This is a genomic window from Rhodococcus sp. PD04 (assembly GCF_035918275.1).
In the GTDB taxonomy this organism is placed as follows: domain Bacteria; phylum Actinomycetota; class Actinomycetes; order Mycobacteriales; family Mycobacteriaceae; genus Rhodococcus; species Rhodococcus rhodochrous.
In genome coordinates this window covers 1,359,998-1,385,837 of sequence record NZ_CP142143.1, presented here as the reverse complement: position 1 = coordinate 1,385,837, position 25,840 = coordinate 1,359,998, and the positions used below count along the sequence as shown (strand labels likewise).

Here is a 25,840-nt window from a genome sequence, read left to right as displayed (position 1 = left end):
CTCCCCGGTCCTACGATTTCCCCACGGAAGAATTTCGCCTCCACCGAAGCGAGTCGCCATGCAACGTCCGGCGCCTGTCGATCCGGCACACCATCCGCACCTCAGCGGCCTGTTCGCGCCTCAACGCGAGGAAGTGGACGTCCGTGATCTCGAGGTCCAGGGGGAACTCCCCGCCGATCTGCACGGAAGTTATCTCCGCAACGGACCCAATCCGCGCTTCGACCCGATCGGTCACTACGTCTACCCCATCGACGGCGACGGCATGGTCCACCGCGTGCAGATCGTCGAGGACACCGCGCGCTACACGAACAGGTTCGTGCGGACCCCGCAGGTCGTCGCGGAGGAGAAGGCCGGTCGCGCGCTGTGGGCCGGCATCACCGATCCGTACTTCCCTCCCGAGGAAGAGGTCGGGCCGGAGCTGGCGAACACTATGCGCGAGCTGCCGGACATCAACATCGTCCGGCACGGCGGGCGGCTCATGGCGATGGCCGAGGCGGCGCCGCCGTACACCCTGGGTTCCGACCTCGAGACGCTCGGACGCGAGACCTTCGACGGAACCCTGCCGGTCGGTCTGACCGCGCACCCGAAGATCGATCCGCACACCGGCGAGATGGTCGCCTTCTGCTACATGCTCGACCCGCCGTACCTGACCTGGTCTGTGATCGCACCGGACGGGACGGTGACGCGCGCGCCCACCCCGATCGACGGCATGGACCGGCCGTTGATGATCCACGACATGGCGCTGACGCCGACCTACGTCGTCCTGGTCCTGGCCCCGCTGGTGTTCGATCTCTCGCAGATCTTCTCCGGCGGGTCGCCGCTCGACTGGAAGCCGGATCTCGGAGTGCGTGTCGCGCTCGTCCCCCGCGACGGCGGTGCGGTGCGGTGGTTCTCGACCGACACGTTCTGGATGTGGCACACCGCCAACGCCTTCGACCTGCCCGACGGCGACGTCGCGCTCGACTACGTCGAATGGTGTTATCCCGGCGGGTTGACCCGGCAGAGGGAACCGAACCGGTCCACCCTGAGCCGTGCGGTGATCGGACGGAACGGGATCACGCGGACCGTCCTGTGCGAGCGCGACATGGAGTTCCCGCGTATAGACGACCGGTCCACAACCCTCGGTCACCGCGTGGTGGCAACGATCGGCAAGAGCGGATCCTCGAATCTACCTCCGGGAGCGGCCGATTCGTTGTGCTGGTTCGACGTACAGGCGGGTACGGAATCGGTGTGGACGCACGAGAGCCTCGCTCCCGGCGAGCCGATCCTGATGCCGGGAGACGCGGCGGACCACTGGGGCACCATCGCCACCGACCGCGAGGACATGTCGAGCTGGTTCCTGATCTTCCCCGCATCCGACCCGGCATCGGGCCCGATCGCGCGGGTCCGTCTGCCGATCCGTGTCCCGGCCGGTCTGCACGGCGCCTGGCTCCCGTCGGACTGAGCGTCGCTCCGGCTAGTTTGGGTGGATGGGTTTCACACGAGCCGAACTCGAGTCCTTCCGCGATGCGGTGATCCCCGATCTCGTCGCGCCCGGTTGCCGCCTGTTGTTCGTCGGCATCAACCCGGGACTGTGGACCGCGGCGACGGGAGCCCACTTCGCGCGGCCCGGAAACCGCTTCTACCCCGCCCTGTTCCGCGCCGGCATCGTCGACCGGCCGATCGACGCATCGGCCGGCATGAGCGACGCCGACCGCGATCACCTGCTCGAGCGGGGTGTCGGCATCACGAACCTGGCGCCGCGCGCGACGGCCCGCGCCGACGAACTCACCGACGAGGAATTGCGTGAGGGCGGACGCCACCTGGCGAATGTGGTGGCGGAGTTCCGCCCTCGTGCCGTGGCGGTCGCGGGCATCACCGCCTACCGCGCGGCCTTCGGTCGGCGCAAGGCGAAGGCCGGGCGGCAGGACGACACGATCGGCGACGTCCCGTTGTGGGTGGTGCCCAATCCGAGCGGGTTGAACGCCCACGAGACGGTGGAGTCGCTGGCGCGGGCCTACGCCGAACCGGCCCGGGCGGCCGGCATCCTGCCCTGAACTGCAGCCCGTCCGCCTACCGCTGGGCGCCGAACACCTTGTCGAGGAAGTGCGTGGCGCGGTAGCCGGGCGGTGTGCCCTGCACGAGGACCGCCCATCCCTCGGAGTTCTCGGTGCGGAGCGGGAGGATCGCCTGGTACTCCGGGGATTCGTACCAGGACCGGGCACGGTCGACGTCGGGGAATTCGATGATCACGACGTTCCCCTCGAAGGGTCCGTCCATCCCTACGGGATCGACGCCGTGGACGAGGAACCGCCCGTCGTACGGGGCGAGGGTGTCGTCGATGGCCCCGAGGTACCCGGCGATGTCGTCGTTGAGGTCGACGTTGCGGAGATGAGCTACTGCGTATGCGTTCATGGGGACCACCCTGCGCCTCGTCGTGCGCGGAATCGATTACCCGGGAAGTAATGGTGGCCGTTCCCCTCCGGCTCTACTGTCGGGTGCATGACCACGGTCGACACTCCCCACGCCGGAGCGCTGCTGCGGGCATGGCGCGAGCGGCGCGGCCTGAGCCAACTGTCCTTGGCCCACACCGCCGGTATCTCGTCGCGGCATCTGAGCTTCGTCGAGACCGGCCGGTCCCGTCCGTCGCGCGCGACCGTCCTGAGACTGAGCGACCGATTGGACATCCCGCTGCGCGAACGCAACACCATCCTGGTCGCGGCGGGACACGCGCCCGTCTACCCCGAGCATCGTCTCGGCGACCTGCCGATGGCGGCGATATCCGACGCGATCACGCGAATCCTGTCGTCGCATCGCCCCTTTCCCGCCCTCGTCGTCGACCGGCACTGGACGATGGTCGATTCCAACGACGCCGTCGGGGTGTTCGTCGAGGGGTGCGCTCCGGAACTGCTGGAGCCGCCTGTGAACGTACTGCGACTGACGTTGCACCCGCGGGGACTGGCGCCGCGCATCGTCGATCTCGGACAGTGGCGCGCTCATCTGCTCGACCGGTTGCAACATCAGATCGGTGCGACCGCCGACCCCGTCCTGCTGCGCCTGTACGACGAACTCGCCGGTTATCCCTGCGACGATCCGGTCGACGAGGTCGAACCGCATTCGCTGGTCGTGCCGATGCGGTTGCGGACCGAGGCCGGCGAGTTGTCGTTCTTCAGCACGACCACCCTCTTCGGGACCCCGCTCGACGTGACGGTTTCGGAACTGGCGATCGAGGCGTTCTATCCCGCCGACGATGCGACGGCCCGGGCGCTGAGCGGTTCGTGATCGCCGAATCGGCCGATCACGAACGGTTTCCGCGCTAACGTGGAGGTGCGCTTCTGCCGAGCGGATCATGCGGAGGACACCGACATGAGCCCTGCGAAATGGTGGGTTCTCGACCAGCGGGAGTCCGGCTTCGCCCTCGAACACCGCCCCAGCGGCGACCTCGTACTGATGAACACCGCGACGTCGGAAGAACACGTCCTGCACGGCTACGTGTGGAAGCACTGTCCGCACTTCGGCCTGCAGATCCAGAGCGAGGGCCCGCCCCCGTACGGGCCGTGGGTGGAGAACCCCGAGGAGTGAGTTTCCCTCAGGGGATCATCCGTAGCGGCGTGTGCTCGCCGGTGGCGGTGTCGATCAGCACCGCGCGATCGAGTGTCGCTTCGATCGGCAGCACGTCGTAGACGACCGCACCGAGACGGTCGAGTTCCTCGCGCCGGGTTCGAGGGCTCAGCGAACAGTGCGGGGTCCAGCGCCCCGGGACGTAGTAGCGGTGCAGGTCCGCTCCTGTCGTCTCCACGACACGCACGACGCGGTCCTGCCGCTGCACGAGTTCGGACGACGGGGCGGGCACGAGCGACGCCCGGCCGCGCCGGAACAGTCCGAGCGTGTCGATGTAGACCGGGACCGGTCCCCCGTCGGGTATGTCCTCGAGAGCCGAGACGACGGCGGCCCGGTCGTAGGTCCGCAGCACCGCGTACGACAGGTGCGGCACGTGCTTGCGGTGCGTGTGGGTGAGCAGGGTCGGGATACCGCTCTCCTCGAGCCGGCCCCACAGGCGCCGGATCGCGCGGTCGGTCTCGGTGTCGAACAGGAGACAGACCGCCAGCGCCATCAGTTGAGTGTGGCGTGCCAGACGAGCGCGGCGGCGAGGGCACCGGCGCCGTTGAGCGACCAGTGCAGCGCGATGGGCGCGAGGATGCTGCCGCTGCGGCGACGCAGCCACGTGAACACGAAGCCCGCGGCGGCGGTCGCGATCACCGCGCCGACGATGCCGGCGATCTGCGCGAGCAGCCCGGCGCCGAGGAAGGCGCTGAGGCCGGCGTTACCCGCCGTGAGACCGAACGACGAGGCGACGTGCCACAGGCCGAACAGCAGGGATCCCGCGGCGAAGACCCCGCGTGCGCCCCACACGCGCTCGAGGGTTCCGTGGAGCACCCCGCGGAAGGCGAGTTCCTCGGGGATGACGGTCTGGAGCGGGATGATGATCATCGAGGCGACGAGGGCACCGGAGATCGTGGCGTAGCGCTCGGAGAGGAAGAACTGCCTGGTGAACGGCAGGGCGATGCCGATCGCCACCACCGCCAGGACGAGGGCCACGGCTGCTACCGAGTAGAGCGTCCCCTTCTTCCAGTGCCGGGGTGAGAGGCCGAGTTCCGACCAGCGCATGCCGCGTCGACGCATCATCACGACCAGCACGCATGCTGCGATCGGCACGGTCGCGATCGACGCCCACGCCGTGGTGAAGTGGGCGATCAGGTTGGTGGTGACGAGCACCGCGATCACGACGGCGACATCGATCCAGGCGTGGAAACGGGGAAGCCAGGCCAGCGACGGCAGGCGTCCGGTCTCGGGCGAGGGCAACCGTTCGATTTCTACGGTCACGTGCGATCCCTCCGGAAACTCTCGAACATCCGGTCAAGTGTACGGTTCGGGGCCTGCCGGCCGCCGTGACTGCGAACACTCCGGCCTCGACTTCTTTTCGGGATTTCCGGTTGTCGGCGACATAAACACGCCGCCGAAAGTTGCGAGATGCAGGTCACATTCAGCCTGCAGGTCGAGTCCGTCACATGCCCCGTTGTCAAGGCCTTGCGTCGGCGCCGCTAACGTGTACGGCGATCATCAGCCCTCTTCCAGGAGAAACAATGGCCGACTTCCTCTACGAGGACCTGCTGCCGATCGGGGAAGACCCCACCGAGTATCGGTTGCTGACCACCGAGGGGGTGTCCACCGTCGAAGGACCCGACGGCCGCACCTTCCTGAAGGTGGAGCCCGAGGCCCTGCGCCTGCTCACCGAGACCGCGCTGCACGACATCTCCCACTACCTGCGCACGGATCACCTGAAGCAGCTCGCGAGCATCCTCGACGATCCCGAGGCGTCGAACAACGACAAGTTCGTTGCACTCGACCTCCTGAAGAACGCGAACATCGCCGCCGGCGGCGTGCTGCCCATGTGCCAGGACACCGGCACCGCCATCGTCATGGGCAAGCGCGGCCAGCAGGTGCTCACCCCGGGCGACGACGAGGAGTCCATCGCGCGGGGTGTGTACGACGCGTACACGAAGCTGAACCTGCGGTACTCGCAGAACGCCCCGCTGACGATGTGGGACGAGAAGAACACGGGCAACAACCTGCCGGCGCAGATCGAGCTGTACGCGGACACCGCGAAGGGCCACGAGAACGCCTACAAGTTCCTGTTCATGGCCAAGGGCGGCGGATCGGCCAACAAGTCGTACCTGTACCAGGAGACGAAGGCCATCCTGAACCCGGACTCGATGATGCAGTTCCTCGAGGCCAAGATCCGCTCGCTCGGCACCGCGGCGTGCCCGCCCTACCACCTCGCGATCGTCGTCGGCGGCACCTCCGCCGAGTTCGCGCTCAAGACGGCCAAGTACGCCTCGGCGCACTACCTCGACGAGCTGCCCACCGAGGGCGCCATGACGGGCCGCGGCTTCCGCGATCTCGAACTCGAGAAGAAGGTCTTCGAGCTCACCCAGAAGATCGGCATCGGCGCGCAGTTCGGCGGCAAGTACTTCTGCCACGACGTCCGCGTCGTCCGCCTGCCGCGCCACGGCGCGTCGCTGCCCGTCGCGATCGCCGTCTCCTGCTCGGCCGACCGCCAGGCCAAGGCCAAGATCACCCCCGAGGGTGTCTTCCTCGAGCAGCTCGAATTCAACCCCGGACAGTTCCTGCCCGAGGTCACCGACAGCCAGCTCGACGCCGAGACGTCGGGCGTCTCGGGCACCGGCAAGGGTGCCGCGGTCAAGATCGACCTCACCCGGCCGATGCCGGAGATCCTCGCCGAGCTGTCCAAGCACCCGGTCAAGACGCGCCTGTCGCTCACCGGTCCGCTGGTCGTCGCGCGCGACATCGCGCACGCGAAGATCAAGGAGCGCCTCGACCGCGGCGAGGAGATGCCGCAGTACCTGAAGGATCACCCGGTCTACTACGCCGGTCCCGCGAAGACCCCCGAGGGTCTCGCGTCGGGCTCGTTCGGCCCGACGACGGCCGGTCGCATGGACTCCTACGTCGACCAGTTCCAGGCCGCCGGCGGCTCGATGGTGATGCTCGCAAAGGGCAACCGCTCCAAGCAGGTCACCGACGCATGCCACAAGTACGGCGGCTTCTACCTCGGTTCGATCGGCGGCCCGGCCGCGCGCCTGGCGCTCGACTGCATCAAGAACGTCGAGGTCGTCGAGTACGAAGAGCTCGGCATGGAAGCGGTCTGGAAGATCGAGGTCGAGGACTTCCCCGCCTTCATCGTCGTCGACGACAAGGGCAACGACTTCTTCGCGCACACCGGCGAGGTCACGCTCACGGTCGGCAAGCGCCCCGGTCTGTAGACCCGGCTCGCTGTAGACGCACTACCCCGAACGGCCCGGCAGGATTCCTGCCGGGCCGTTCGTGATGTCAGCTCCGGGGTGCCACTCCGGCCGGTTGCCGGATCGTGGCGTTGACCCGGTTCCACATGTTGATCGTCGCGATCTGCATGACCAGCGCGGCCAGTTGCTTCTCGTCGTAGATGTCGGCCGCGGCGTCCCACACCTCGTCGGAGACGGACTCGGGTCGGTCGGCGATCCGCGTGACGGCCTCGGTGAGCGCGAGTGCGGCGCGCTCGGCCTCGGTGAACCGTCGCGATTCGCGCCAGGCCGCGACCGCCGTGAGCCGCTCGATGCTCTCCCCGTCGTCCAGTGCTTCACGCGTGTGCATCTCCACGCAGAAGCTGCACCCGTTGATCTGGCTGGCCCGCAGGTGCACCAGGTGGACCGTGCGGGCCGGGAGCCCGGTGTTCTCGTAGGTCCGGCCCGCGGCCTGCAACGCGTCGAGGGTGCCGGGCAGCACCATCACGGGATTGTTCATTCGTGCTTCCATCGTCTGCTCCTGTCACATCGGTTCTTCGGGATCCGTCACTTCCTTGACGGATCCCGACGGAAGAATGTGACGACGATGGACGAGGAATTTCTGGCGAGGGAGTTCGACGCACACCGCGAGCGCTTGCGCGCGGTCGGTTTCCGGATGCTGGGGTCGGCTGCGGAGGCGGACGATGCGGTGCAGGAGACGTGGTTGAAGGTTGCCCGCGCCGACACCGACGCCGTGGACAATCTCGGCGGCTGGCTCACCACCGTGATGAGCCGCGTGTGTCTCGACATGCTGCGCGCACGTTCGGCGCGTCACGAGATCGTCGTCGGCGAACCCGTCGAACCGCCTCGACGGAACGACAGCTCCGAGGCGCCGGAAGACGAGGCGGTGCTTGCGGATTCGATCGGTATCGCGATGATGGTGGTCCTCGACGCGCTCGGTCCCGCCGAACGTCTCGCCTTCGTGCTGCACGACATGTTCGGCATGCCGTTCGACGAGATCGCGCCCGTCGTGGGCCGATCCGCTGCCGCGACGCGTCAGCTCGCCAGTCGTGCGCGGCGGCGCGTGCGCGGTGCACGTACGGCGTCGGCGGGTGCCGGGGATCCGCGTCGGGTGGTCGACGCCTTCCTCGTCGCGGCCCGCGAGGGTCGTTTCGAGGATCTGCTCGCGGTGCTCGATCCCGACGTGGTGCTCCGCGCCGACACCATGGCGGCAGCGAACGCCGAGACGGGCCGGCTGCACGGTGGCCCCGCACTCGAGCCGGAACTGCGCGGCGCCGACGCGGTGGCACACGCCTTCCACGGCCGCGCACGCGGCGCGGTGCCCGCGACGATCGACGGTGTGCCCGGGGCGGCGTGGGCGCCGGGCGGGATCGTGCGGTCGGTGTTCCGCTTCACCGTCGAGGACGGTCGCATCGTGGCGCTCGAGGTGATCGCGGATCCCGAGGCGATCACCACGCTCGACACGGCTCTGCTCTGACGCCCGCTCCGATACGGGTCGAGCCCGGCGGGAGTGATCCCACCGGGCTCGAACCGTCGTGTGCTCGTCAGGCAGCGCAGGTATGCGTCCGCGCGAGCACCGCGGGCGACTGCACGACCACCTGCTGCAGGAAGTCGAGGACGATGCCCGGTGCCGGTTCGGCGCCGGGTGCGAGTACCGAGCACAGTGCGCGGTACTGGTCGTCGCTCATCACGGGCGCGATACGGAAGTGCGTAGTCATCGCGAGCGTGAAGTCGATCCCGAAGTCGCGGGCGCGGACCTGCAGCTGTGGGCCGTGCTCTCCTGCGATCAGGCAGACCTCGAAGACGGCCCGTCCGGCGGTGTGCTCGAACGATGCGGCCGGAACGTTGTTGCGGACCATCTGCCGGTAGAGAGGCCGCAGTCCGCCGAGCACGACCGGCGGAAGCGTCACTGCTCGAGGACGGTCGGCGGTGAACATGTGATCACTCCTTCAACCCTGCGACCCCATCTGGGTCGCCCACTTTTTCTGGAATAAATCCAATAACTGGAACTATTCCAGAAAAACGTTCAAGACGCAACCACCTCGTTGGCCGATCATCCAACCGGCGCACCCGCGGCGAACCGAACTCTGTAGCGCTTGCACCTCCCCCGCCGCACGCCCACCGGACAGTATCGAATGCACCGACGAAAGGAGGGTCCGTGCAGCTCACAACGGCCCGGTTCGATGCGATGCCCGAGGACGAGGCCATCGCACTGTTGCTCGATTGCTGCTCGAGCCGGACATGGGCGCACTCCGTCGTCGCGGCGCGCCCGTTCGGTTCACGCACCGTGCTGCTCACCACCGCCGCTGCCGCGGCCGAGAACCTCGACGGTGACGACCTCGCCGACGCTCTCGCCGGCCACCCGCGCATCGGCGAACGCAGCGAACACGCTGCTTCCCGTCGCGAGCAGTCCGCCGTCGCCACGGCCGACGCCGACATCCTCGACCGGCTCGCCGCCGGCAACCGCGAATACGAGGAACGGTTCGGGCACGTCTACCTCGTCCGCGCCGCCGGCCGCACGGCGCCGGAACTGCTGGAGATCCTCGAACGTCGCCTCGGCAACGACCCGGAGAGCGAGAAGGCCGAGATGCGTGCGGCGCTCGCCGAGATCACCCGGCTCCGCCTCGAGCGGATCGTCATCGAGACCGCAGGGAGCCGCGCATGAACACCCTGAGTACCCACGTCCTCGACGCGACGGCCGGTGCACCCGCGGTGGGGTTGCACGTCACCCTCACCGACACGCACGGAACCTCGCTGGGCGCCGGCGTCACCGACGACGACGGCCGCCTCACCGGTTTCACCGATCCATTGCCCGAGGGCACCTACCACCTGACCTTCGCCACCGGCGACTGGTTCTCGCGCCGCGAAGTCGCGTCCTTCTATCCGGAGGTGACCGTCACCTTCCGCATCCCGAAAGGCAGCAGCCACTTCCACGTGCCGCTCCTCCTGTCGCCCTATTCGTATTCCACCTACCGCGGGAGCTGACCACCATGACCGAACTGACCGGCAAGATCGTCCTCGGACCGCACCGCTACGGCAAGGCCGAGAACCGGGTGGTGCGCATCGTGCGTGACACCGACCGGCACGAGATCCGCGACCTGAACGTCTCGTCCTGCCTGCACGGCGATTTCGACGCCGCGCATCTCGAGGGTGATCAGGGCACGGTGCTGCCCACCGACAGTCAGAAGCAGACCATCTACTCCTACGCCAAGGAGAAGGGCGTCGAGTTCATCGAGGAGTACGGTCTCGCGCTCGCGCGGCATTTCGTCGACGACGTCGAACCCGTCCGCTCCGCGCGCATCGAGATCGAGGAGTACGCCTGGGAGCGGGTCGTCGTCGACGGTGCCGAGCACGACCACACCTGGACGCGCAAGGGATCCGAGGTCCGCACCGCCGCGATCACCGTCGAGGGCACCGGGACCGACCGACGCGAATGGGTGGTCGGCGGTCTGAAGGATCTCGTCGTCCTCAAGTCCACCGGCTCGGAGTTCCAGGGCTTCCTCACCGACCCGTACACGGTTCTCGAACCGGCGGAGGATCGCATCATGGCGACGAGTCTCCAGGCGCGCTGGCGGTTCGCGTCGACCGACGTGGACTGGGACACCGTGTACGCGGGCGTGCGCGCCACCCTCCTCGAGGTGTTCGCGAACCTCCATTCGAAGGCCCTGCAGCAGAGCCTGTACGAGATCGGCCGCGCCGTGCTCGAGCGGTACCCATCGATCGCCGAGATCCGCCTGTCCGCACCGAACAAGCACCACTTCCTCTACGACCTGGCACGTTTCGGAGTCGAGAACGCCGGTGAGGTCTTCCACGCCGACGACCGGCCCTACGGACTCATCCAAGCGAGCGTGCTGCGCGAGGACGCCCCCGATGCCGGCATCGCCTGGGAGCCCTACACCGGCATCATGTGACCGCTCACGCGGCGCGACAACGGATGTCGCTCACGCGGCCACGACGGATGTCGCTCACGCGAGCGCGGGTTCCAAGGAACGCAGCGCGAGATACAGGTCGAAGCGGTCACCGGTGCGCGCGAGGGAACGCCCGGTGAGCGCTTCGACCCGTCCGATGCGGTAGCGGACCGTGTTCAGGTGCACGTGCAGTCGATCGGCCGTGCGCCGCCACGATCCGTCGCAGTCGAGGAATGCCTCGAGGGTCGCGAGCAGACCCGCATCGGTGCGCCGGTCGTGTTCGACGACATCCCCGAGCAGCCGGTCGGCGTAGGCACGCCGCAGTTCGTCGGGCAGGGTCGACAACAGGTCGAGCGCCGAATCGAGTTCGGCGCGTCGCACCGACACCGGACCCGGATCATTGTGTGCTGCAGCGCATGCCGACGATGCCGCGCGGACCGCGCCCGCCGGGTCGTCGTCGGAACTCTGCCCGCCGACACCGACGAACATCCGGTCGCCGCGCAACGCCGGCGCGAGACGCCCGAGGCGTCGGCTCAACAGCCGTGCCACATCGACGTCGCTGCCGATCGCCGGGGCGACCACCCTGTTCGCCGCGTCGATCGACGTGACCGCTCCGTCCAGGACGTCCTCGACGAGACCGCGCAGGACGTCCGACGAGATCCGGCCCTCGGCCTCGGCCACCACCGCGACCCGCGAGTCCGCAGCGCGCACGGTCGGGGTCCGGTCGGTGATCTCCCATGCCACCCGGCGCCGTTCGTCGCGCCGGATCCGATCGAGAGCGACCACCGCGGCGAGCTCGGAGAACGCCTCGACGCACTCCGGTCCGCTCTCGTCGTGCCGGATCACCAGGAACCACGCGTCGATCCGGTCCGTCAGTCCGCGTCCCACCGGCAGGACGGTGAGGTCGCCCGCGAGCCGCAGTGGAAAGCGGTCGGCGGTCAGCGCGGCTGCGGTGATCCGGTCGAGTTCGGTCTCGTCGAGCTCGGCGCCTCCCGCGACGGTCACTCCCGTGGAGGTGATCAGCGCCGATTCCACCCCGAGCTGCTGCGCGAGTCCGTCGAGCAGCTCCCCCACACTCCGACCGTCGGCGACGGCGGCGAGCCATTGCCGCTGCCGCGCCAGTCCCGTCTGCAGACGATCCATCCGGGCCCCGGCCATCTGCCCGGTCATGTACTCGATGACCCGGCTGAACGGCATCTCGTCGGGCACGACCAGCAGCGGCATGCGGTGTCGTGCACACGCCTCGACCACGTCGTCGGGTACGCGGCCGTGCAGGGCCTCGCCGGCGGCCATCGCCGTCACCCCCGCTCGGACGAGCCGTTTGACGAACAGGTCGGAGTCCTCGGCGGAGCGCCGCCACACCAGGCCGGTGAACACGAGCGAGCCTGCGCTGACGTAGCGCGTGGGGTCGGGCATGTCGGTGGTGCACGCGCGCAGCACGGGACGGCTCAGGGCCTCCGCGTCGCCGTGCAGTACACCGATTCCGAGCCCCGGCGCCTCCACCACATCTCGAAGAAGCACGATGTTCACCTCCTGGTGACGGTCTTGGACGATCGCACAGTACGAGCCGCGGATTTCCGAGGTGTTTCGTGCGTGCTGCCGCAGAGGTACATCTGTTCGGCGCAGTTGACTGAAGACTCCCGACGATCCGAGGAGTCGACTATGCACGCGCATCCCACCACCCGGCCGCTCGTCATCCGCGGCGCACACGTGGTGAGCATGGACGCCGCTCGCGCCGAACACCGCGACGGTTATGTCGTCGTCTCCGGCAACCGGATCGTCGCGGTCGGGTCGGGCGAACCGACCGGCTACGACGATGCGCAGATCGTCGACGGCACCGGGTGCGTGCTCACCCCCGGTCTGATCAATACCCACCACCACCTGTACCAATGGATCACTCGTGGGCTCGCCGCCGACCACACCCTGTTCGAATGGCTCACCACCCTCTATCCAGTCTGGGGTGGCATCGACGCCGACGCCGTGCACGTCGCGGCCAAGGGCGCACTCGCGCATCTGGTGCGCACCGGATGCACGACCAGCACCGACCACCACTACGTCGTGCCCCGCGAGGGCGGTGACGTCTTCGGCGCGGAGATCGCCGCAGCGGCCGAGGTCGGTATCCGCTTCCATCCCTGCCGCGGGTCGATGGACCTCGGTGCGAGCGCCGGGGGTCTGCCGCCCGATCACATCGTCGAGGACATCGACGCGATCCTCGAGGGCAGCCGTGAGGCCGTCGACCGCTGGCACGATCCGTCGTTCGATTCGATGTTGCGGGTCGCGCTCGCGCCGTGCTCACCGTTCTCGGTGACCGGTGAGCTGCTGAAGCAGTCCGCACTGCTCGCCCGCGATCTCGGGGTGCGGCTGCACACCCATCTCGCCGAGACCCTCGACGAGGAGGACTTCTGCCTCGAGAAGTTCGGATGCAAGCCCGTGCAGTACATGGAGTCGCTGGGCTGGACCGGACCCGACGTCTGGTACGCGCACGCCGTGCACCTCGACGACCGTGACATCGGTGTGCTCGCCGCGTCGGGTACGGGTGCGGCCCACTGCCCCACCTCGAACGCCCGGCTCGGTGCCGGCATCGCCCGCGCCGCCGACCTCTACGCCGCGGGCGTGCCGCTCGGCCTCGGCGTTGACGGTGCCGCGAGCAACGAGTCGTGCTGCATGCTCGAAGAGGCCCACCACGCCGCACTGTTCGCCCGTGCCCGCAGCGGCCCCCGCGCCATGACGGTGCGGCAGAGCCTCGAACTCGCCACCATCGGCGGCGCCCGGGTCCTCGGACGCGAGGACGAGATCGGATCGATCGAGCCCGGCAAGCTCGCCGATCTGGCGTTGTGGCGGATCGACGGCCTCGCCCACTCCGGCATCGCCGACCCGGTCGCGGCCCTCGTCCTCGGCAGCACACCTCCTCTCGAACTGCTGTTGATCAACGGCCGCGAGGTGGTCGTCCGCGACGAGGTCCGCACCGTCGACGAGAACGTCGTGGCACGGCAGGTCGCGGCGGAACACGCCGCGCTGGTCGCCAAGGCGGGGTGAAGGCGATGGATCTGCACAACATCACCGCCTACGACATCGCCCGCGACCGCGCCGATCTGACCTTCGAGAAGGGCGCGGCCCCGCTCGGCGGCGGCACCTGGCTGTTCTCCGAACCGCAACCGCACCTGCACCGACTCGTGGACCTGTCCGGTCTCGACTGGCCCGCGGTGACCCGGCATCCCGATGCCCTGGAGATCGCCGCGACCTGCACGGTCGAACAGATGGCCGCACTCTCGGACGAGACGGAACATACTGCGGCACCGCTGTTCCGGCAGTGCGCCGAGGCACTGTTGGCGTCGTGGAAGATCTGGAAGCGCGCCACGGTCGGCGGCAACATCTGCCTGTCCTTCCCCGCCGGTGCCATGATCTCGCTGGCGACCGCACTCGACGCGGACGCGGTGATCTGGACGATCGACGGCGGCGAACGGCGGATCCCGGTGGCCGACTTCGTCCTCGGAGTCGCCTCCAACGCCCTCGCACCCGGAGAGATCCTGCGGAGCATCCGGATTCCTCTGCGGGTTCTGAATTCCCGCACGGTCTTCCGCAAGATCGCCCTCTCTCCGCTGGGACGTTCGGGGGCCGTCGTGATCGGACGCCGCGACGACGACGGCAGTGTCACGCTGTCGATCACCGCGTCGACGGTGCGTCCATATCTCCTGCGGTTCACGGAAGTCCCGTCGACACAGGCGTTGTCCGACGCACTGGCCCGTCTCATCCCCGCGACGAGCTACTACACCGATGCGCACGGCGCCGCCGACTGGCGGCGTGCTGTCACCGCGGTTCTCGCCGAAGAGATCCGCACCGAACTGTCGAACACTGCACTGCCGAAAACGGAGGTTCAGCCGTGAAACTCACCGTCAACGGCCGCGAACGCGACGTCGACCCCCGGCCCGGCCAGTGCCTGCGCACCCTGTTGCGCGAGACCGAACACTTCGAGGTCAAGAAGGGCTGCGACGCCGGCGACTGCGGCGCGTGCTCGGTCCTGCTCGACGGCGAACCCGTCCACTCCTGCGTGGTCCCGGCCGTGCGGGTCGAGGGTCGCGAGGTCACCACGGTCGCCGGTCTGGGCACCCCCGGCGACCTGCATCCCGTCCAACAACAGTTCGCCGACGCCGCCGGTTTCCAATGCGGCTTCTGTACCGCCGGCATGATCGTCACCGCGTCCACCTTCACCGACGAGGATCTCGACGACCTGCCGAAACGACTGAAGGGCAACCTGTGCCGGTGCACCGGCTACCGCTCGATCGAGGACGCCCTGCGGTCGCGCACCAACGTCGAACAGGTCGACGGCCCGTCGTGCGGCCGCTCGCAGCGCGCGCCTGCCGCGACGCGCGTCGTCACCGGTACCGAGCCGTACACCCTCGACACCACCGTCGAGGGTCTGCTGCACATCGCCGTCCTCGGCAGCCCCCACATCCATGCGCGGATCGTCTCCGTCGACGCCTCGGCCGCCGAGGCGCTCCCCGGTGTCCACGCGGTGCTGTACCACCGCGACGCCCCGGCCACCGCCTATTCGACGGCCCGTCACGAGAACCGCAACGACGATCCCGACGACACCTACCTGTTCGACCGGGTCGTGCGCTTCCGGGGACAGCGGGTCGCTGCGGTGGTCGCCGAAAGCCCGGCGATCGCGCACCAGGCGCTCGAGTCGATCCACGTCGAGTACGAGGAGCTGCCCTTCGTCCTCGATCCCGACGAGGCCCGGCAGCCGGGTGCTCCCCTGCTGCACGCCGACAAGTCCGCCGACGCGCGCATCGCCGATCCCGGACGCAACGTCGTCGCCGCGATTCACGGCAGCAGCGGGGACGTCGACGCGGCGGTCGCCTCCGCTGCGGTGGTGGTGCAGGGACGCTGGCAGACCCACCGCGTCCAGCACACCCACCTCGAAACGCACGGAGCCATAGGGCATCTCGACGAGACGGGACGGCTCGTCATCCGCAGTTCCACCCAGGTTCCGTTCCTGGTGCGCGACGAGCTGTGCCACATCTTCGGACTCGACCGGGACCGGGTGCGCGTGCACACGGCCCGGGTGGGCGGCGGTTTCGGCGCCAAGCAGGAGATGCTGATTGAGGACGTCGTCGCGGCGGCGGTCCTGAAGACGGGACGCCCGGTGCAGTGGGAGTTCACCCGCTCCGATCAGCTCACCGTCGCTCCGTGCCGGCATCCCATGCGGGTCGACGTCACCCTCGCCGCCGACGCCGACGGCGTCCTCACCGCCCTCGCGATCGACGTGCTCGCCGATGCGGGCGCCTACGGCAACCACACCCCCGGGGTGATGTTCCACGGCTGCACGGAGTCGATCGCGGTGTACCGGTGCCCGAACAAGCGCGTCGACGCCGAATCCGTGTACACGAACAACCGGCCGTCGGGCGCCTTCCGCGGTTACGGCCTCGGCCAGGTGATCTTCGCCGTGGAGTCCGCCATGGACGAACTCGCCGGAAAGCTCGGCATCAACCCGTACGAGTTCCGGCGCCGCAACATCATCGTGCCGGGAGACCCGCTGGTTGCCGCGCATCCCGAGGGCGCCGACCTGACGTACGGCAGCTACGGACTCGACCAGTGCCTCGATCTTGCCGAACGCGCGATGGCGCGCACCGGTGGCCGGCCCGCGCCGACGGGTGATCACTGGCGGATCGGCGAGGGCATGGCGCTCGCGATGATCGCGACCAACCCGCCCAACGGGCACATCTCCGAGGCATCGATCGAACTTCTGCCCGACGGCCGGTATCTCGCCCGGGTGGGCACCGCAGAGTTCGGCAACGGCACCACCACGATCCACACCCAGATCGCGGCCACGGCGCTCGGCACCACCCCCGACCGGATCGTCGTCCACCAGTCCGACACCGACGTCACCACCCACGACACCGGCGCGTTCGGTTCGTCGGGCACGGTCGTCGCATCGAAGGCCCTGCTGGCAGCCTCCCACGAACTGCGACGCCGGATGGCCAAGGCCGCCGCGGAGCTGACCGCCACCGACCCGGAGCAGGCCGAACTGCAGGTCGACGGCATGCGGTGCGGCGATCGTCTCGTCACGCCGGAAGAGTTACTGGAGGTCGCAGGTGGCCGGTTGCGGGCCGAGGGCAGGCACGGCGGTCTGCCGCGGTCGTTGTCGTTCAACGTGCAGGCCTTCCGCGTCGCCGTCGACATCCGCACCGGTGAGGTGCGAATCCTCCGCTCGGTCCAGGCCGCCGATGCCGGCACCGTCCTCAACCCCGAGCAGTGCCGTGGGCAGATCGAAGGCGGCGCTGCGCAGGCGCTCGGTGCGTCGATGTACGAGGAGATCATCACAGACGACGCGGGTCGTGTGACGACGGATGTATTGCGCAACTACCACATTCCGCAGTTCGCGGACGTCCCGCGTACCGAGGTCTACTTCGCCGACACCTACGACGAACTCGGGCCGATGGGCGCCAAGTCGATGAGCGAGGCCCCGTTCAACCCGGTGGCCCCGGCGTTGGCGAACGCCGTGCGGAACGCCATCGGGGTGCGACCGCACGAGCTGCCGCTCTCCCGCGACCGAATCTGGCGCCTCATGCAGTGACCCCGACCCGTCGAGACCGGTGTTGTGTGCGATTTCCGGCCGGATTTCGCACACGACATCGGTCTCGTTCGCTGTACGGCCGGACACGCAACGCAGCTGTAACACGAAGTTGATGCAGCGGGGTCGTTTCGACCCACCGCGCTGTGTAAAGTACTGAACCACATCGGGAATCGAACCGATGATGTCCGTCCGGCCCAGTGCCGGTGAACGATCCGGAGCTCCCCTCCGGAGGAGGACTCTCCGGTGACGGGCGCGAGGGCCGTCGCAGACGAAGCACCCCACGTCCCCGGAGGTTTCCATGCGATGTTCCCCCACACCGAGCCCCTTCCACGGCCGGCGCACCCACTGCTGACATGTGCGGCACGATCTCGTCCACCCTCACGCTGGTAGGACGATTCGATCCGGGAGCCATGGCGGACTTCGTCGCCGCCCGCGCCGATCTGCTGCAGGTACGTGCCACCGTCGTCACGGCGACCCGGCATCTCATCGAGCTGCGCACCGAGGGCGAACCCGACCTCGTCGACGCCCTCGAAACGGCCTGCGCCCTCGCCCCCGGCACCAATGTCGTCCTCGATCTCACTTCGACCGAGAGGAACCCGACCCCATGACCGTCTGGACTCCCGTCGCTCTCGCGCGCGACATCGAGCCCGGCACCGCGACCGGCACCACCGTCGACGGGGACTCCGTCGCGCTGTGGCGCGGCACCGACGGCGCCGTGCACGCGTGGGCCGACCGTTGCCCGCACCGCGGCATGCGCCTGTCCTTCGGATTCGTCCGCAAGGACCGCCTCGTCTGCCTCTACCACGGGTGGCAGTTCGACGGCGCCGGCGCGTGCAGGCACGTCCCTGCCCACCCACGGATGGAGCCGCCGAAAACCGTGAAGCCGCAGCAGTATCGGACCGTCGAGAGCGCCGGATTCGTGTGGGTGGCACCCACCGATGCCGGCGACGCACCCGACGTTCCCGACACGGCGATCACCCCGGTCCGGTCGGTGTGGATCGACGGCGATCCGGATACCGCTCTCTCCCTCCTCGGCCTGGACCGATCAGGTGCCGTCGCCACCGGCATGATCGACGGAACCGACGTGATCGCCGGCATCCAGACGATCGACGCGCACACCACGGCCGTGCACGTCGTCGCCGCCGGCATTGTCCCGGCCGACACCGTGAACGCCCTCGTCCTGCGGCTGCACGAACTCCGCGACTCCGTGTCGTCCGCTCGAGAGGTGGTGGCCTCGTGAGCGTCCCAGTGCTGCACGACTTCCCGCTCGACCCTCGGTGCTACTCGGTGCGACTGGCGCTGGCGCTGCTCGGCGTCGAACATCGGGTGCAACCGGTCGACGTGTTCCCCGGTGGCGCCCATCTCGAATCGCCCTACCGCGAGCTCACCCCCACCGGCGAACTTCCGGTGTTCGAGACCGGAACGACGGCGCTCGTCGGCTCGGTCGATGTCCTCGTCCACCTCGCCGACGGAACCGTATGGTCCGCAACGTCCGACGACTGGATCGACTTCGCAACCGGACCGCTCGAACAGTTCTATTCCTGCCGCGAACAGTCGCTGTACACGACGGATCCCGTCGACACCACGGCCGCTCGTGCGGTGGTCCAGTCGCTCGACGACCTTCTCGCCGCCCGCACGACGGACGAAGCGTGGGTGGCCGCCGACCTGCCGACCGTCGCCGACATCGCCCTGTTCCCCGCCGCTGCCCTGAGCCGGGACATCGGGATCGACCACGACCGCTACCCGGCCCTGCGCAGCTGGATCCGGCGCATCAAGCAGCTCCCCGGTTTCGTGGAGATGCCCGGAATCCCCGTCTTCCCCTGATCTTTCCGACTGCCCACATTCCGAAAGGACGCCACATGCAACAGTCCACCGTCGACGCGGTGATCCGCGGCCTGGAGAAGGCCGGCGTCACCACCGTGTGCTACCTGCCCGACTCCTTGTTCAAGGAGCTCTACCCCGCCCTCGACGCGCACCCCACCATCCGCACCATCCAGGTCACCAACGAGGGTGAGGGCGCCGCGATCTGCGGCGGAATCTTCCTGTCCGGCAAGCGTGCCGCACTCATCATGGAGAACTCCGGCCTGCGTGCGTCCGTCGAACCCCTCGCCCGCATGGGCCTCGGTGCCGGCATCCCGGTGATCATGCTCATGAGCTACCGCGGCGAACTCGGCGAGAACAACTGGTGGGCCGTGCCGCACGGCATCACGATGGAGCCGATCCTCGACGCCCTGCGCATCCCGTACCGCATCGTGCGGGAGGAGGACGCGATCGAACGCGCCATCCACGACGCGTTCGAGTGGTCCTACTCCGCCTACCACCATTCCGCCATCGCCCTCGGAGGAGGACTCGTCCGATGACCACCATGCGCATGACCCGATTCGAGTGCATGCAGGCACTCGCCGCCCGGCTCGAGAACGAACTCGTCATCCTCTCCCTCGGCGCAAGCGTCGACGAGTGGTACAACGCCGCCCCGCACATGCGTGAGGCCAGCCTGTTCCAGCAGCAGCTCGGCTGCGTGACCCCGCAGGCGTTCGGTCTCGCGGTGGGCCTGCCCCACCGCCGCATCGTCTCGCTCGACACCGACGGCGGCATGCTGTTCAACCTCGGCATCCTCGCAACCCTCGCCAACGAGCAGCCCCGCAACCTGTTCACGGTGGTGTGGGACAACGAGTGCTACCAGTCCATCGGTGGGCCACCGACCCACACGGCGAAGGGCAAGGTCGACATCGCCGCGATCGCCCGCGGAGCGGGAATCGAGAAGGCCTACACCGCGGAGACCCTCGAAGAGTTCGACAAGCACTGCGTCGCAGGGTTGTCCGCCGACGAGCCGTACGTGCTCGTCGCGAAGGTCTCGAGCGTCGTGCAGCCGGGCATCAAGCGCAAGCACAGCGACGGCCGGGAGGACAAGTACATCTTCGTTCGCCACGTGGAGGCGACGGAGGGCATCACCATCATGGGTCCCAGTGAACACAACTGACGGATTCGACTACGTCGTCGTCGGTGGCGGGTCGGCGGGGTGCGTCCTCGCCGCCCGCCTGACCGAGGATCCCGACACCACCGTGCTGCTCCTCGAGGCAGGACCGGACCACGCCGGCCTCCCCTCGATCGACGCGCCGGCGACCTGGGCGGGACTGCTCGGCGGCGACTACGACTGGGGGCACAGCTACGCGCCCAACCCGTTGCTCGACGGTCGCGCCGTGCCCATCCCCCGCGGCCGGGTTCTCGGCGGATCGAGCAGCCTCAACGCGATGCTCTGGTATCGCGGGCACCCCTCGGACTACGACGCGTGGGAGACCGCCGGCGCGAAGGGCTGGAACTTCGCGTCGCTGCTCTCCTGGTTCCGCCGTGCCGAGGACTGGGAGGGCGGCGCCACCGCCTTCCGCGGCGCCGGAGGCCCGGTGCGCATCACCCGACCCACCGACCCTCATCCCATCGCCGCCGGATTGCTCGACGCCGCAGCCGAACTCGGCATGGCCGTGCTCGACGACTGCAACGGACCGGACATCGAGGGCGCCTCCTTGGCGAACCTCACGATCGACGACGGCCATCGCGTCAGCACGGCCCGTGCCTATCTCGATCCGGCGCGGACCCGGCCCAATCTCACCGTGCGCACCGACGTCACGGTGTCGGGGTTGGTGTTCGACGGCGACCGGTGTGTCGGTGTGCGGTACGGCAGTGAAGGCACGGACACCGTGGTCCGTGCCGACACCGAAGTCCTGCTCTGCGCCGGGGCGATCTCGAGCCCGCACCTGCTGCTGCTCTCCGGGATCGGCGATCCCGCGCACCTGCAGGAACACGGAATCCCTGTCCACACCGCACTTCCCGGTGTCGGACGCAACCTCCAGGACCACCCCCTGCTCATGGGTGTGAACTTCCGGGCCCGCAACCCACTCGGACCGGCCCGCGACAACGGCGGCGGGGCAATCCTGAACTGGCGCTCGGACCCGTCGCTGGACCTACCCGATCTGCACGCCTTCGTCGTCCAGGGTGCGCACGCCACCCCGGAGGTGGCCGCACGCTACGACGTCACCGGCGACGTCTTCGCGATCTCCCCGGGTCTCATGCGTTCCTACAGCGTCGGACAGCTGACGCTGCGGTCCGCGGATCCGGGCACAGCACCGATCATCGATCCGCGCTATCTGTCCGATCCCCGCGACCTCGACGCCCTCGTCGCCGGCCTCGACCGCATCTTCGACCTCGCCGAGACCTCCGCCTTGCAGGATCTGGTCGAGGCACCCGTTGCACCGGACCGTCGTCCCGGCCGCGCCGACGCCGAGGCCTTCGTCCGCGCGAGTTGCGCGACCTTCTTCCACACGGGCGGCACGTGCGCGATGGGCGTGGGACCCGACGCCGTCGTCGACCCGGACCTGCGCGTCCACGGCGTGGACGGACTGCGCGTCGTCGACGCCTCCGTCATCCCGGTGCTCCCGTCGTGCAACACCAACGCCCCCGTGATCGCCCTCGCCGAGCGCGCGGCCGCGCTGATCACCGGAACCGAGAGGAGACTGTCGTGACGACCAGCATCACCACACGCTGCGACGACCCGGTCGTGCTGAACCAGTGGTATCCGGTCTGTTCCGAACAGGAGGTCGCCGAGGCCGTCGTGCGCACCCGCCTGCTCGGCGCCGACATCGAGTGCAGCGTCGACGCCGACGGCGAACCGACGGTGCACGACGGCGACGCCGTGCTTCCCGTGCAACGCCGATACGGGTTCGTGTGGACCACGCTCGGCACCCCCGAGAAGGACGTCTTCCCCATCGACGAGGCCGACGAACCCGACCGGCGCTACGTGCCGTGCGGGTGGGTCACGCTCCGGTCGTCCCCCGGCCGGGTGGTCGAGAACTTCCTCGACATGGCGCACTTCCCGTTCGTGCACACCGGCATCCTCGGCGGCGAGGCCGCCACGGAGGTCGCACGCTACAAGTGGGAGATCCGCCGGGAGACCGACGAGGTGTGGGCCACCGACTGCACGTTCTTCCAGCCGCAGATCTCCGCGGCCTCCGAGGGCACGTTCGCACAGCTGACCTACCGCGTCCCGAATCCGTATCAGGTGATACTCTACCGGGTCTCGCCCTCCGATCCCACCCGTCTCGACGCGATCGCCCTGTTCATCCAGCCGATCGACGAAACCCTGTGCCGCGCACAGCCGGTGATGTACCTCGTCGACCCGGATTCCACGCACACCGAGCTGGTGCAGTTCGAGCAGGTGATCTTCCTGCAGGACCGCATCATCGTCGAGAACCAGCGTCCGCTGCTGCTGCCGCTCGATCCGCGCGACGAGATCCCCACCCGCGCCGACGCCTCGTCGGTCACCTACCGGCGCTGGCTCAAGGCCAAGGGACTGCGTTGGGGCGCCCTGCCGTTCCGTCCCGTCCATACCCGAGGAGCAGACACGTGATCACCGCCGCCCTCCCCCGGTACTGTGCCGACTTCCTCCGCGACGGCACGAAATCGCTGCTCGTCGACGGCCGGTGGGTCCCCGGTTCCGGCGAACCCTTCGAGACGATCGACCCGGCCACCGGCGTACCGCTCGCGACACTCGCGTCGGCGGGAGCCGGCGAGGTGGACACCGCGGTCGCCGCCGCGCGCCGCGCTTTGCAGAACGAATGGGCATCGTGCACCCCCGCGGCCCGCGCACGCGTGTTGTGGCGGATCGCCGAGACCATCGACGCCCATGCCGACGAACTCGCCGAACTCGAGACCCTCGACCAGGGGAAGGCCTGGGCAACCTCCCGATTCGCCGAGATTCCCTCCGCGGCCGAACAGTTCCGCTACTACGCGGGATGGGCCACGAAGATCACGGGGACCACCGTCACGCCGTCGATCACCTACGCATCTCCGGGACGGAAGGTCGTGGCGCACACCGTGCGCGAACCGGTCGGTGTGGTGGCCGCAATCGTGCCGTGGAACTCGCCGCTGCTCATGGCCGCGATGAAGCTGGCGCCGGCGCTCGCCGCGGGATGCACCGTCGTGCTCAAGCCGGCCGAGGACACCTCGCTGACCGCCCTGCGGTTCGGGGAACTGCTCGCGCAGAGTGGAATTCCCGACGGGGTCGTCAACATCCTCACCGGCGGCGGCGAGGTCGGACGCATGCTGGCCGAACACTCGGGGGTGGACAAGGTGACGTTCACCGGGTCCACGGAGGTCGGGAAGAAGCTCGTCGCCTCGGCCGGGGCACGCAACCTCTCGCGACTCACCCTCGAACTCGGCGGCAAGTCCCCGGCGGTCGTCTTCGACGACACCGATCTGCCCTTGACGATCCCCGGTCTCACGCGCGGCATCTTCGCCAACTGCGGGCAGGTGTGCGTCGCCGGTTCCCGGATCTACGCCGAGCGGCGCGTCTACGAGCAGGTCGTCGACGGTCTCGCCGCTGCTGCGGACACCCTGCGGCTCGGCCACGGACTCGACGACGACACCGATCTGGGTCCGCTGGTGAGCCTGCGGCACCGCGACACGGTGGCGTCCTACGTCGACGACGGAGTCCGCGCGGGGGCCACGGTCGTGACGGGTGGTCGTATGGTGGGCGAGACCGGCAGCTTCTACGAGCCCACCGTGGTGGTCGACGCCGCCCCGGATCTGCCGATGATGCGCGAGGAGATCTTCGGCCCGGTCGTGACGGTGACCCCCTTCGACGACCCCGACGAAGTGATCACCTGGGCCAACGACACCGACTACGGTCTCGCGGCGAGCGTGTGGACGTCGGATCTGTCGCGGGCCCACAGGGTGGCCGACGCGATCCGCGCCGGCACCGTGTGGATCAACTGCCACTCCTACTTCTCCCCCGAACTGGTCAAGGGTGGCCACAAGCAGTCCGGCTGGGGTTACGAGAACGGCGCCGCCGGACTGGAGAACTACTTGGAGACCAAGACGGTGTGCTTGTCGATCTGACCGTCGGTCGGGGCCCCGAGGTACGCGTGCGTCGCTTCGAACCGCGATTGCAGGTACTCGCCGGCCCCGATCGGTGGGTGGATCGGCTCCGCGCCCGGTTCGACACAGGTCGGGATCGCCTCGATCACGGCGTTGTAGTCCGGGGTGACGAAACAGGGCAGCGAATAACGGTGCCCGTGCGTGGGATTCAGCACACGATGACGGGTGGAGACGTAGCGGTGGTTGGTCCACCGGGCGATCATGTCGCCGAGGTTGACGATCAGCGCGTCGGGCGGGGTCACCACGTCGATCCACCCGCCACCTCGCGCGGCGACCTGCAGCCCACCGATGTCGTCCTGGGCGAGCAGGGTCAACGAGCCGTAGTCGGTGTGGGGCGCGATGCCGAGTGCGGTGTCGCCGACGGGAACGGGTGGGTAGTGCAGCATACGGAGCGACGCGAGCGGGTCGGTGAACATCGGCACGAAGGCGTCGGTGTCAAGACCGAGAGCGAGTGCGAGACCGCGCATGAGGTGGGCGTTGATGTCCAGGCACGCCTTCGCGTACTCGTCGGCGACACTCTTGAAGTCGGGCATCAGCGAGGCCGGCCACTGCGCCGGACCGTGCAGCGGCGTGCCCGCGACCACCTCGGGATGATCCGCCGCGCGGTCGGTGGTGATGTCGAAGGCCTCCTTGCCGTCGGCTCCGACGACGGGGTCGAGTGTCTCGGTCTTCGGCGGAACGTATCCGCTGTGGCAGGTGGATTTCGCGATCGCGATCTCCATCTTCTCCGCGAAGGGCAGCGCGAAGAAGCGCCGCGCCTGCTCCATCGTCGCCGCGCGGAGGTCGGGGTCGAGTCCGTGACCGGTGACGACGAAGAACCCGAGGTCGGTACACGCAGCGTCGAGCGCGTCGGCGACGGCACGCGGATCACTCCCGTCGCGCAGCGGACGCAGATCGATGAGGGGCAGGGATTCCATGGGTGACTCCTGGACAGAGCGGACGGATGATCGCTCTGAGTTAATTCCTGCGATACTGCGGATCCGTCTCGGTGCGGTGAGGACCGTGTTACGGATTCTCGGGCCGCGTACCGACGCACAACACCAGACGCGCCGTCTCCGAACCCCGATGGCGCCACTGCATCTCGGTCCCCGCCGCGGCGAACAGGCAGTCCCCCTCCGCGAGCTCGACCGCGGGGCGCCCGCGTACCTCCACCTCGAGCCGTCCGCCGGTCATCACCAGCACGAGATCGTCCGAGCGGCGGAACCAACCGGCGATGTCGTCGTCCGGACCGATCTCGTACTGGTACACCTCGGCGATCGCTCTGTTGCCGCGGGCCATCCAGGTCACCGGTGCAGCAGGGGTTCCCGTCACCGCCCGCGCGAGACGTCCCTCGGCACGCACGACCAGTACGTCGTCGACAGGAGCCGGATCGAGGAAGTCCGACGGCGACCGTCCGAGCGCGTCGGCGATCCTGTACAGCGTCGCGAGCGAGGGCGCGTTGAGGCCCCGTTCGACCTGGCTGAGGAACGCCTGACTGACCCCGGCGCGCGAGGCCAGCGCCCGCGCGGTGAGGCCCTCCTGCCTGCGAACGGAGCGGATGACGCTGCCCACCCTGGCGACGCGATCCTGTTCCGGCACTGCACTCT

At 68.7% G+C, this 25,840-nt stretch carries 28 protein-coding genes; 20 read left to right on the top strand and 8 right to left on the bottom strand.

The window, feature by feature from the left end; all coding sequences use genetic code 11:
* Nucleotides 1–58: 58 nt before the first annotated feature.
* Together U9J23_RS06465 and mug are read left to right on the top strand one after the other, a co-directional pair.
* The gene (locus tag U9J23_RS06465) at nucleotides 59–1,444 is read left to right on the top strand and encodes a carotenoid oxygenase family protein (RefSeq protein ID WP_229582443.1); all 1,386 of its coding nucleotides are present in this window, start codon (nucleotides 59–61) and stop codon (nucleotides 1,442–1,444) included.
* A gap of 25 nt (nucleotides 1,445–1,469) precedes the next feature.
* Nucleotides 1,470–2,036, top strand: coding sequence for a G/U mismatch-specific DNA glycosylase (gene mug / locus U9J23_RS06460; protein WP_059383006.1), 567 nt, complete (start codon nucleotides 1,470–1,472; stop codon nucleotides 2,034–2,036).
* Nucleotides 2,037–2,052: 16 nt separating this feature from the next.
* Here the strand turns inward: mug and U9J23_RS06455 are convergent, their stop codons facing one another.
* Nucleotides 2,053–2,394: a DUF1330 domain-containing protein gene (locus U9J23_RS06455; protein ID WP_059383007.1), complete on the bottom strand. Its 342-nt coding sequence runs from the start codon at nucleotides 2,392–2,394 to the stop codon at nucleotides 2,053–2,055.
* 87 nt (nucleotides 2,395–2,481) lie between these two features.
* On the opposite strand from U9J23_RS06455, the gene U9J23_RS06450 reads away from it, so the two are divergent.
* On the top strand, nucleotides 2,482–3,261 hold the full coding sequence (locus U9J23_RS06450) for a helix-turn-helix domain-containing protein (RefSeq protein ID WP_059383008.1): 780 nt from the start codon (nucleotides 2,482–2,484) through the stop codon (nucleotides 3,259–3,261).
* 84 nt (nucleotides 3,262–3,345) lie between these two features.
* Entirely contained in the window at nucleotides 3,346–3,561 is a 216-nt protein-coding gene (locus tag U9J23_RS06445) for a hypothetical protein (RefSeq protein ID WP_059383070.1), read from the top strand.
* Nucleotides 3,562–3,568: 7 nt separating this feature from the next.
* Here the strand turns inward: U9J23_RS06445 and U9J23_RS06440 are convergent, their stop codons facing one another.
* Both U9J23_RS06440 and U9J23_RS06435 read right to left on the bottom strand, forming a co-directional pair.
* Nucleotides 3,569–4,093 carry a 2'-5' RNA ligase family protein gene (locus U9J23_RS06440; protein WP_059383009.1) on the bottom strand — a complete coding sequence of 175 codons (525 nt, stop codon included), beginning with the start codon at nucleotides 4,091–4,093 and terminating at the stop codon, nucleotides 3,569–3,571.
* Nucleotides 4,093–4,842: a CPBP family intramembrane glutamic endopeptidase gene (locus tag U9J23_RS06435; RefSeq protein WP_272268010.1), complete on the bottom strand. Its 750-nt coding sequence runs from the start codon at nucleotides 4,840–4,842 to the stop codon at nucleotides 4,093–4,095. Before U9J23_RS06435 ends, U9J23_RS06440 begins: the two co-directional genes overlap by 1 nt.
* Nucleotides 4,843–5,123: 281 nt before the next feature.
* Here U9J23_RS06435 and U9J23_RS06430 point away from each other — a divergent pair, with 281 nt between their 5' ends.
* Nucleotides 5,124–6,821 carry a fumarate hydratase gene (locus tag U9J23_RS06430; RefSeq protein WP_272267915.1) on the top strand — a complete coding sequence of 566 codons (1,698 nt, stop codon included), beginning with the start codon at nucleotides 5,124–5,126 and terminating at the stop codon, nucleotides 6,819–6,821.
* A gap of 67 nt (nucleotides 6,822–6,888) precedes the next feature.
* Here the strand turns inward: U9J23_RS06430 and U9J23_RS06425 are convergent, their stop codons facing one another.
* Nucleotides 6,889–7,350, bottom strand: a complete 462-nt coding sequence (locus tag U9J23_RS06425) for a carboxymuconolactone decarboxylase family protein (protein ID WP_230823849.1) — start codon at nucleotides 7,348–7,350, stop codon at nucleotides 6,889–6,891.
* Nucleotides 7,351–7,425: 75 nt separating this feature from the next.
* Between U9J23_RS06425 and U9J23_RS06420 the strand changes: the two genes are divergently transcribed.
* Nucleotides 7,426–8,316, top strand: coding sequence for a sigma-70 family RNA polymerase sigma factor (locus U9J23_RS06420; protein WP_059383013.1), 891 nt, complete (start codon nucleotides 7,426–7,428; stop codon nucleotides 8,314–8,316).
* Nucleotides 8,317–8,383: 67 nt separating this feature from the next.
* Here the strand turns inward: U9J23_RS06420 and U9J23_RS06415 are convergent, their stop codons facing one another.
* Nucleotides 8,384–8,776, bottom strand: a complete 393-nt coding sequence (locus U9J23_RS06415; protein ID WP_059383014.1) for a hypothetical protein — start codon at nucleotides 8,774–8,776, stop codon at nucleotides 8,384–8,386.
* Nucleotides 8,777–8,997: 221 nt separating this feature from the next.
* Here U9J23_RS06415 and uraD point away from each other — a divergent pair, with 221 nt between their 5' ends.
* Genes uraD through pucL form a run of 3 tightly spaced genes read left to right on the top strand, consistent with a single transcriptional unit; the run spans nucleotide 8,998 to nucleotide 10,750 of the window.
* On the top strand, nucleotides 8,998–9,504 hold the full coding sequence (uraD, locus tag U9J23_RS06410) for a 2-oxo-4-hydroxy-4-carboxy-5-ureidoimidazoline decarboxylase (RefSeq protein WP_080968297.1): 507 nt from the start codon (nucleotides 8,998–9,000) through the stop codon (nucleotides 9,502–9,504).
* A complete protein-coding gene (uraH, locus tag U9J23_RS06405; protein ID WP_059383015.1) occupies nucleotides 9,501–9,824 on the top strand; it encodes a hydroxyisourate hydrolase in 324 nt (107 codons plus the stop codon). The genes uraD and uraH overlap by 4 nt, the downstream gene beginning before the upstream one ends.
* 5 nt (nucleotides 9,825–9,829) lie before the next feature.
* Nucleotides 9,830–10,750: a factor-independent urate hydroxylase gene (gene pucL, locus U9J23_RS06400; protein ID WP_145708260.1), complete on the top strand. Its 921-nt coding sequence runs from the start codon at nucleotides 9,830–9,832 to the stop codon at nucleotides 10,748–10,750.
* A gap of 54 nt (nucleotides 10,751–10,804) precedes the next feature.
* On the opposite strand, the gene U9J23_RS06395 is transcribed toward pucL, so the two are convergent.
* Complete coding sequence (locus tag U9J23_RS06395) at nucleotides 10,805–12,268, bottom strand: PucR family transcriptional regulator (RefSeq protein ID WP_231921810.1); 1,464 nt, start codon at nucleotides 12,266–12,268, stop codon at nucleotides 10,805–10,807.
* Nucleotides 12,269–12,409: 141 nt separating this feature from the next.
* On the opposite strand from U9J23_RS06395, the gene U9J23_RS06390 reads away from it, so the two are divergent.
* From U9J23_RS06390 to U9J23_RS06340, 11 genes are all read left to right on the top strand, one after another.
* Complete coding sequence (locus U9J23_RS06390) at nucleotides 12,410–13,783, top strand: 8-oxoguanine deaminase (RefSeq protein ID WP_085468847.1); 1,374 nt, start codon at nucleotides 12,410–12,412, stop codon at nucleotides 13,781–13,783.
* A 5-nt stretch (nucleotides 13,784–13,788) separates the two neighbouring features.
* On the top strand, nucleotides 13,789–14,631 hold the full coding sequence (locus U9J23_RS06385) for an FAD binding domain-containing protein (protein WP_326601940.1): 843 nt from the start codon (nucleotides 13,789–13,791) through the stop codon (nucleotides 14,629–14,631).
* Entirely contained in the window at nucleotides 14,628–17,324 is a 2,697-nt protein-coding gene (locus U9J23_RS06380) for a molybdopterin-dependent oxidoreductase (RefSeq protein WP_085468849.1), read from the top strand. Before U9J23_RS06385 ends, U9J23_RS06380 begins: the two co-directional genes overlap by 4 nt.
* A 353-nt stretch (nucleotides 17,325–17,677) precedes the next feature.
* Nucleotides 17,678–17,932: a hypothetical protein gene (locus U9J23_RS06375; RefSeq protein WP_085468850.1), complete on the top strand. Its 255-nt coding sequence runs from the start codon at nucleotides 17,678–17,680 to the stop codon at nucleotides 17,930–17,932.
* Complete coding sequence (locus tag U9J23_RS06370; protein ID WP_194699079.1) at nucleotides 17,929–18,564, top strand: Rieske (2Fe-2S) protein; 636 nt, start codon at nucleotides 17,929–17,931, stop codon at nucleotides 18,562–18,564. Before U9J23_RS06375 ends, U9J23_RS06370 begins: the two co-directional genes overlap by 4 nt.
* Nucleotides 18,561–19,148, top strand: a complete 588-nt coding sequence (locus U9J23_RS06365) for a glutathione S-transferase family protein (protein WP_194699078.1) — start codon at nucleotides 18,561–18,563, stop codon at nucleotides 19,146–19,148. The genes U9J23_RS06370 and U9J23_RS06365 overlap by 4 nt, the downstream gene beginning before the upstream one ends.
* A gap of 35 nt (nucleotides 19,149–19,183) precedes the next feature.
* A complete protein-coding gene (locus tag U9J23_RS06360; RefSeq protein ID WP_016693649.1) occupies nucleotides 19,184–19,684 on the top strand; it encodes a thiamine pyrophosphate-binding protein in 501 nt (166 codons plus the stop codon).
* Nucleotides 19,681–20,304, top strand: coding sequence for a thiamine pyrophosphate-dependent enzyme (locus U9J23_RS06355; protein WP_016693650.1), 624 nt, complete (start codon nucleotides 19,681–19,683; stop codon nucleotides 20,302–20,304). The genes U9J23_RS06360 and U9J23_RS06355 overlap by 4 nt, the downstream gene beginning before the upstream one ends.
* Nucleotides 20,291–21,841: a GMC family oxidoreductase gene (locus U9J23_RS06350; RefSeq protein WP_194699077.1), complete on the top strand. Its 1,551-nt coding sequence runs from the start codon at nucleotides 20,291–20,293 to the stop codon at nucleotides 21,839–21,841. The genes U9J23_RS06355 and U9J23_RS06350 overlap by 14 nt, the downstream gene beginning before the upstream one ends.
* A complete protein-coding gene (locus U9J23_RS06345; protein WP_229580417.1) occupies nucleotides 21,838–22,725 on the top strand; it encodes an aromatic ring-hydroxylating oxygenase subunit alpha in 888 nt (295 codons plus the stop codon). The genes U9J23_RS06350 and U9J23_RS06345 overlap by 4 nt, the downstream gene beginning before the upstream one ends.
* Nucleotides 22,722–24,215 carry an aldehyde dehydrogenase family protein gene (locus U9J23_RS06340; protein ID WP_229580419.1) on the top strand — a complete coding sequence of 498 codons (1,494 nt, stop codon included), beginning with the start codon at nucleotides 22,722–22,724 and terminating at the stop codon, nucleotides 24,213–24,215. The genes U9J23_RS06345 and U9J23_RS06340 overlap by 4 nt, the downstream gene beginning before the upstream one ends.
* Here the strand turns inward: U9J23_RS06340 and U9J23_RS06335 are convergent.
* Both U9J23_RS06335 and U9J23_RS06330 read right to left on the bottom strand, forming a co-directional pair.
* Nucleotides 24,179–25,171, bottom strand: coding sequence for an isopenicillin N synthase family dioxygenase (locus U9J23_RS06335; RefSeq protein ID WP_326601931.1), 993 nt, complete (start codon nucleotides 25,169–25,171; stop codon nucleotides 24,179–24,181). The two genes, U9J23_RS06340 and U9J23_RS06335, sit on opposite strands and share 37 nt — an antisense overlap.
* Before the next feature lie 88 nt (nucleotides 25,172–25,259).
* On the bottom strand, nucleotides 25,260–25,832 hold the full coding sequence (locus U9J23_RS06330) for a helix-turn-helix domain-containing protein (protein WP_186455382.1): 573 nt from the start codon (nucleotides 25,830–25,832) through the stop codon (nucleotides 25,260–25,262).
* Nucleotides 25,833–25,840: the final 8 nt, after the last annotated feature.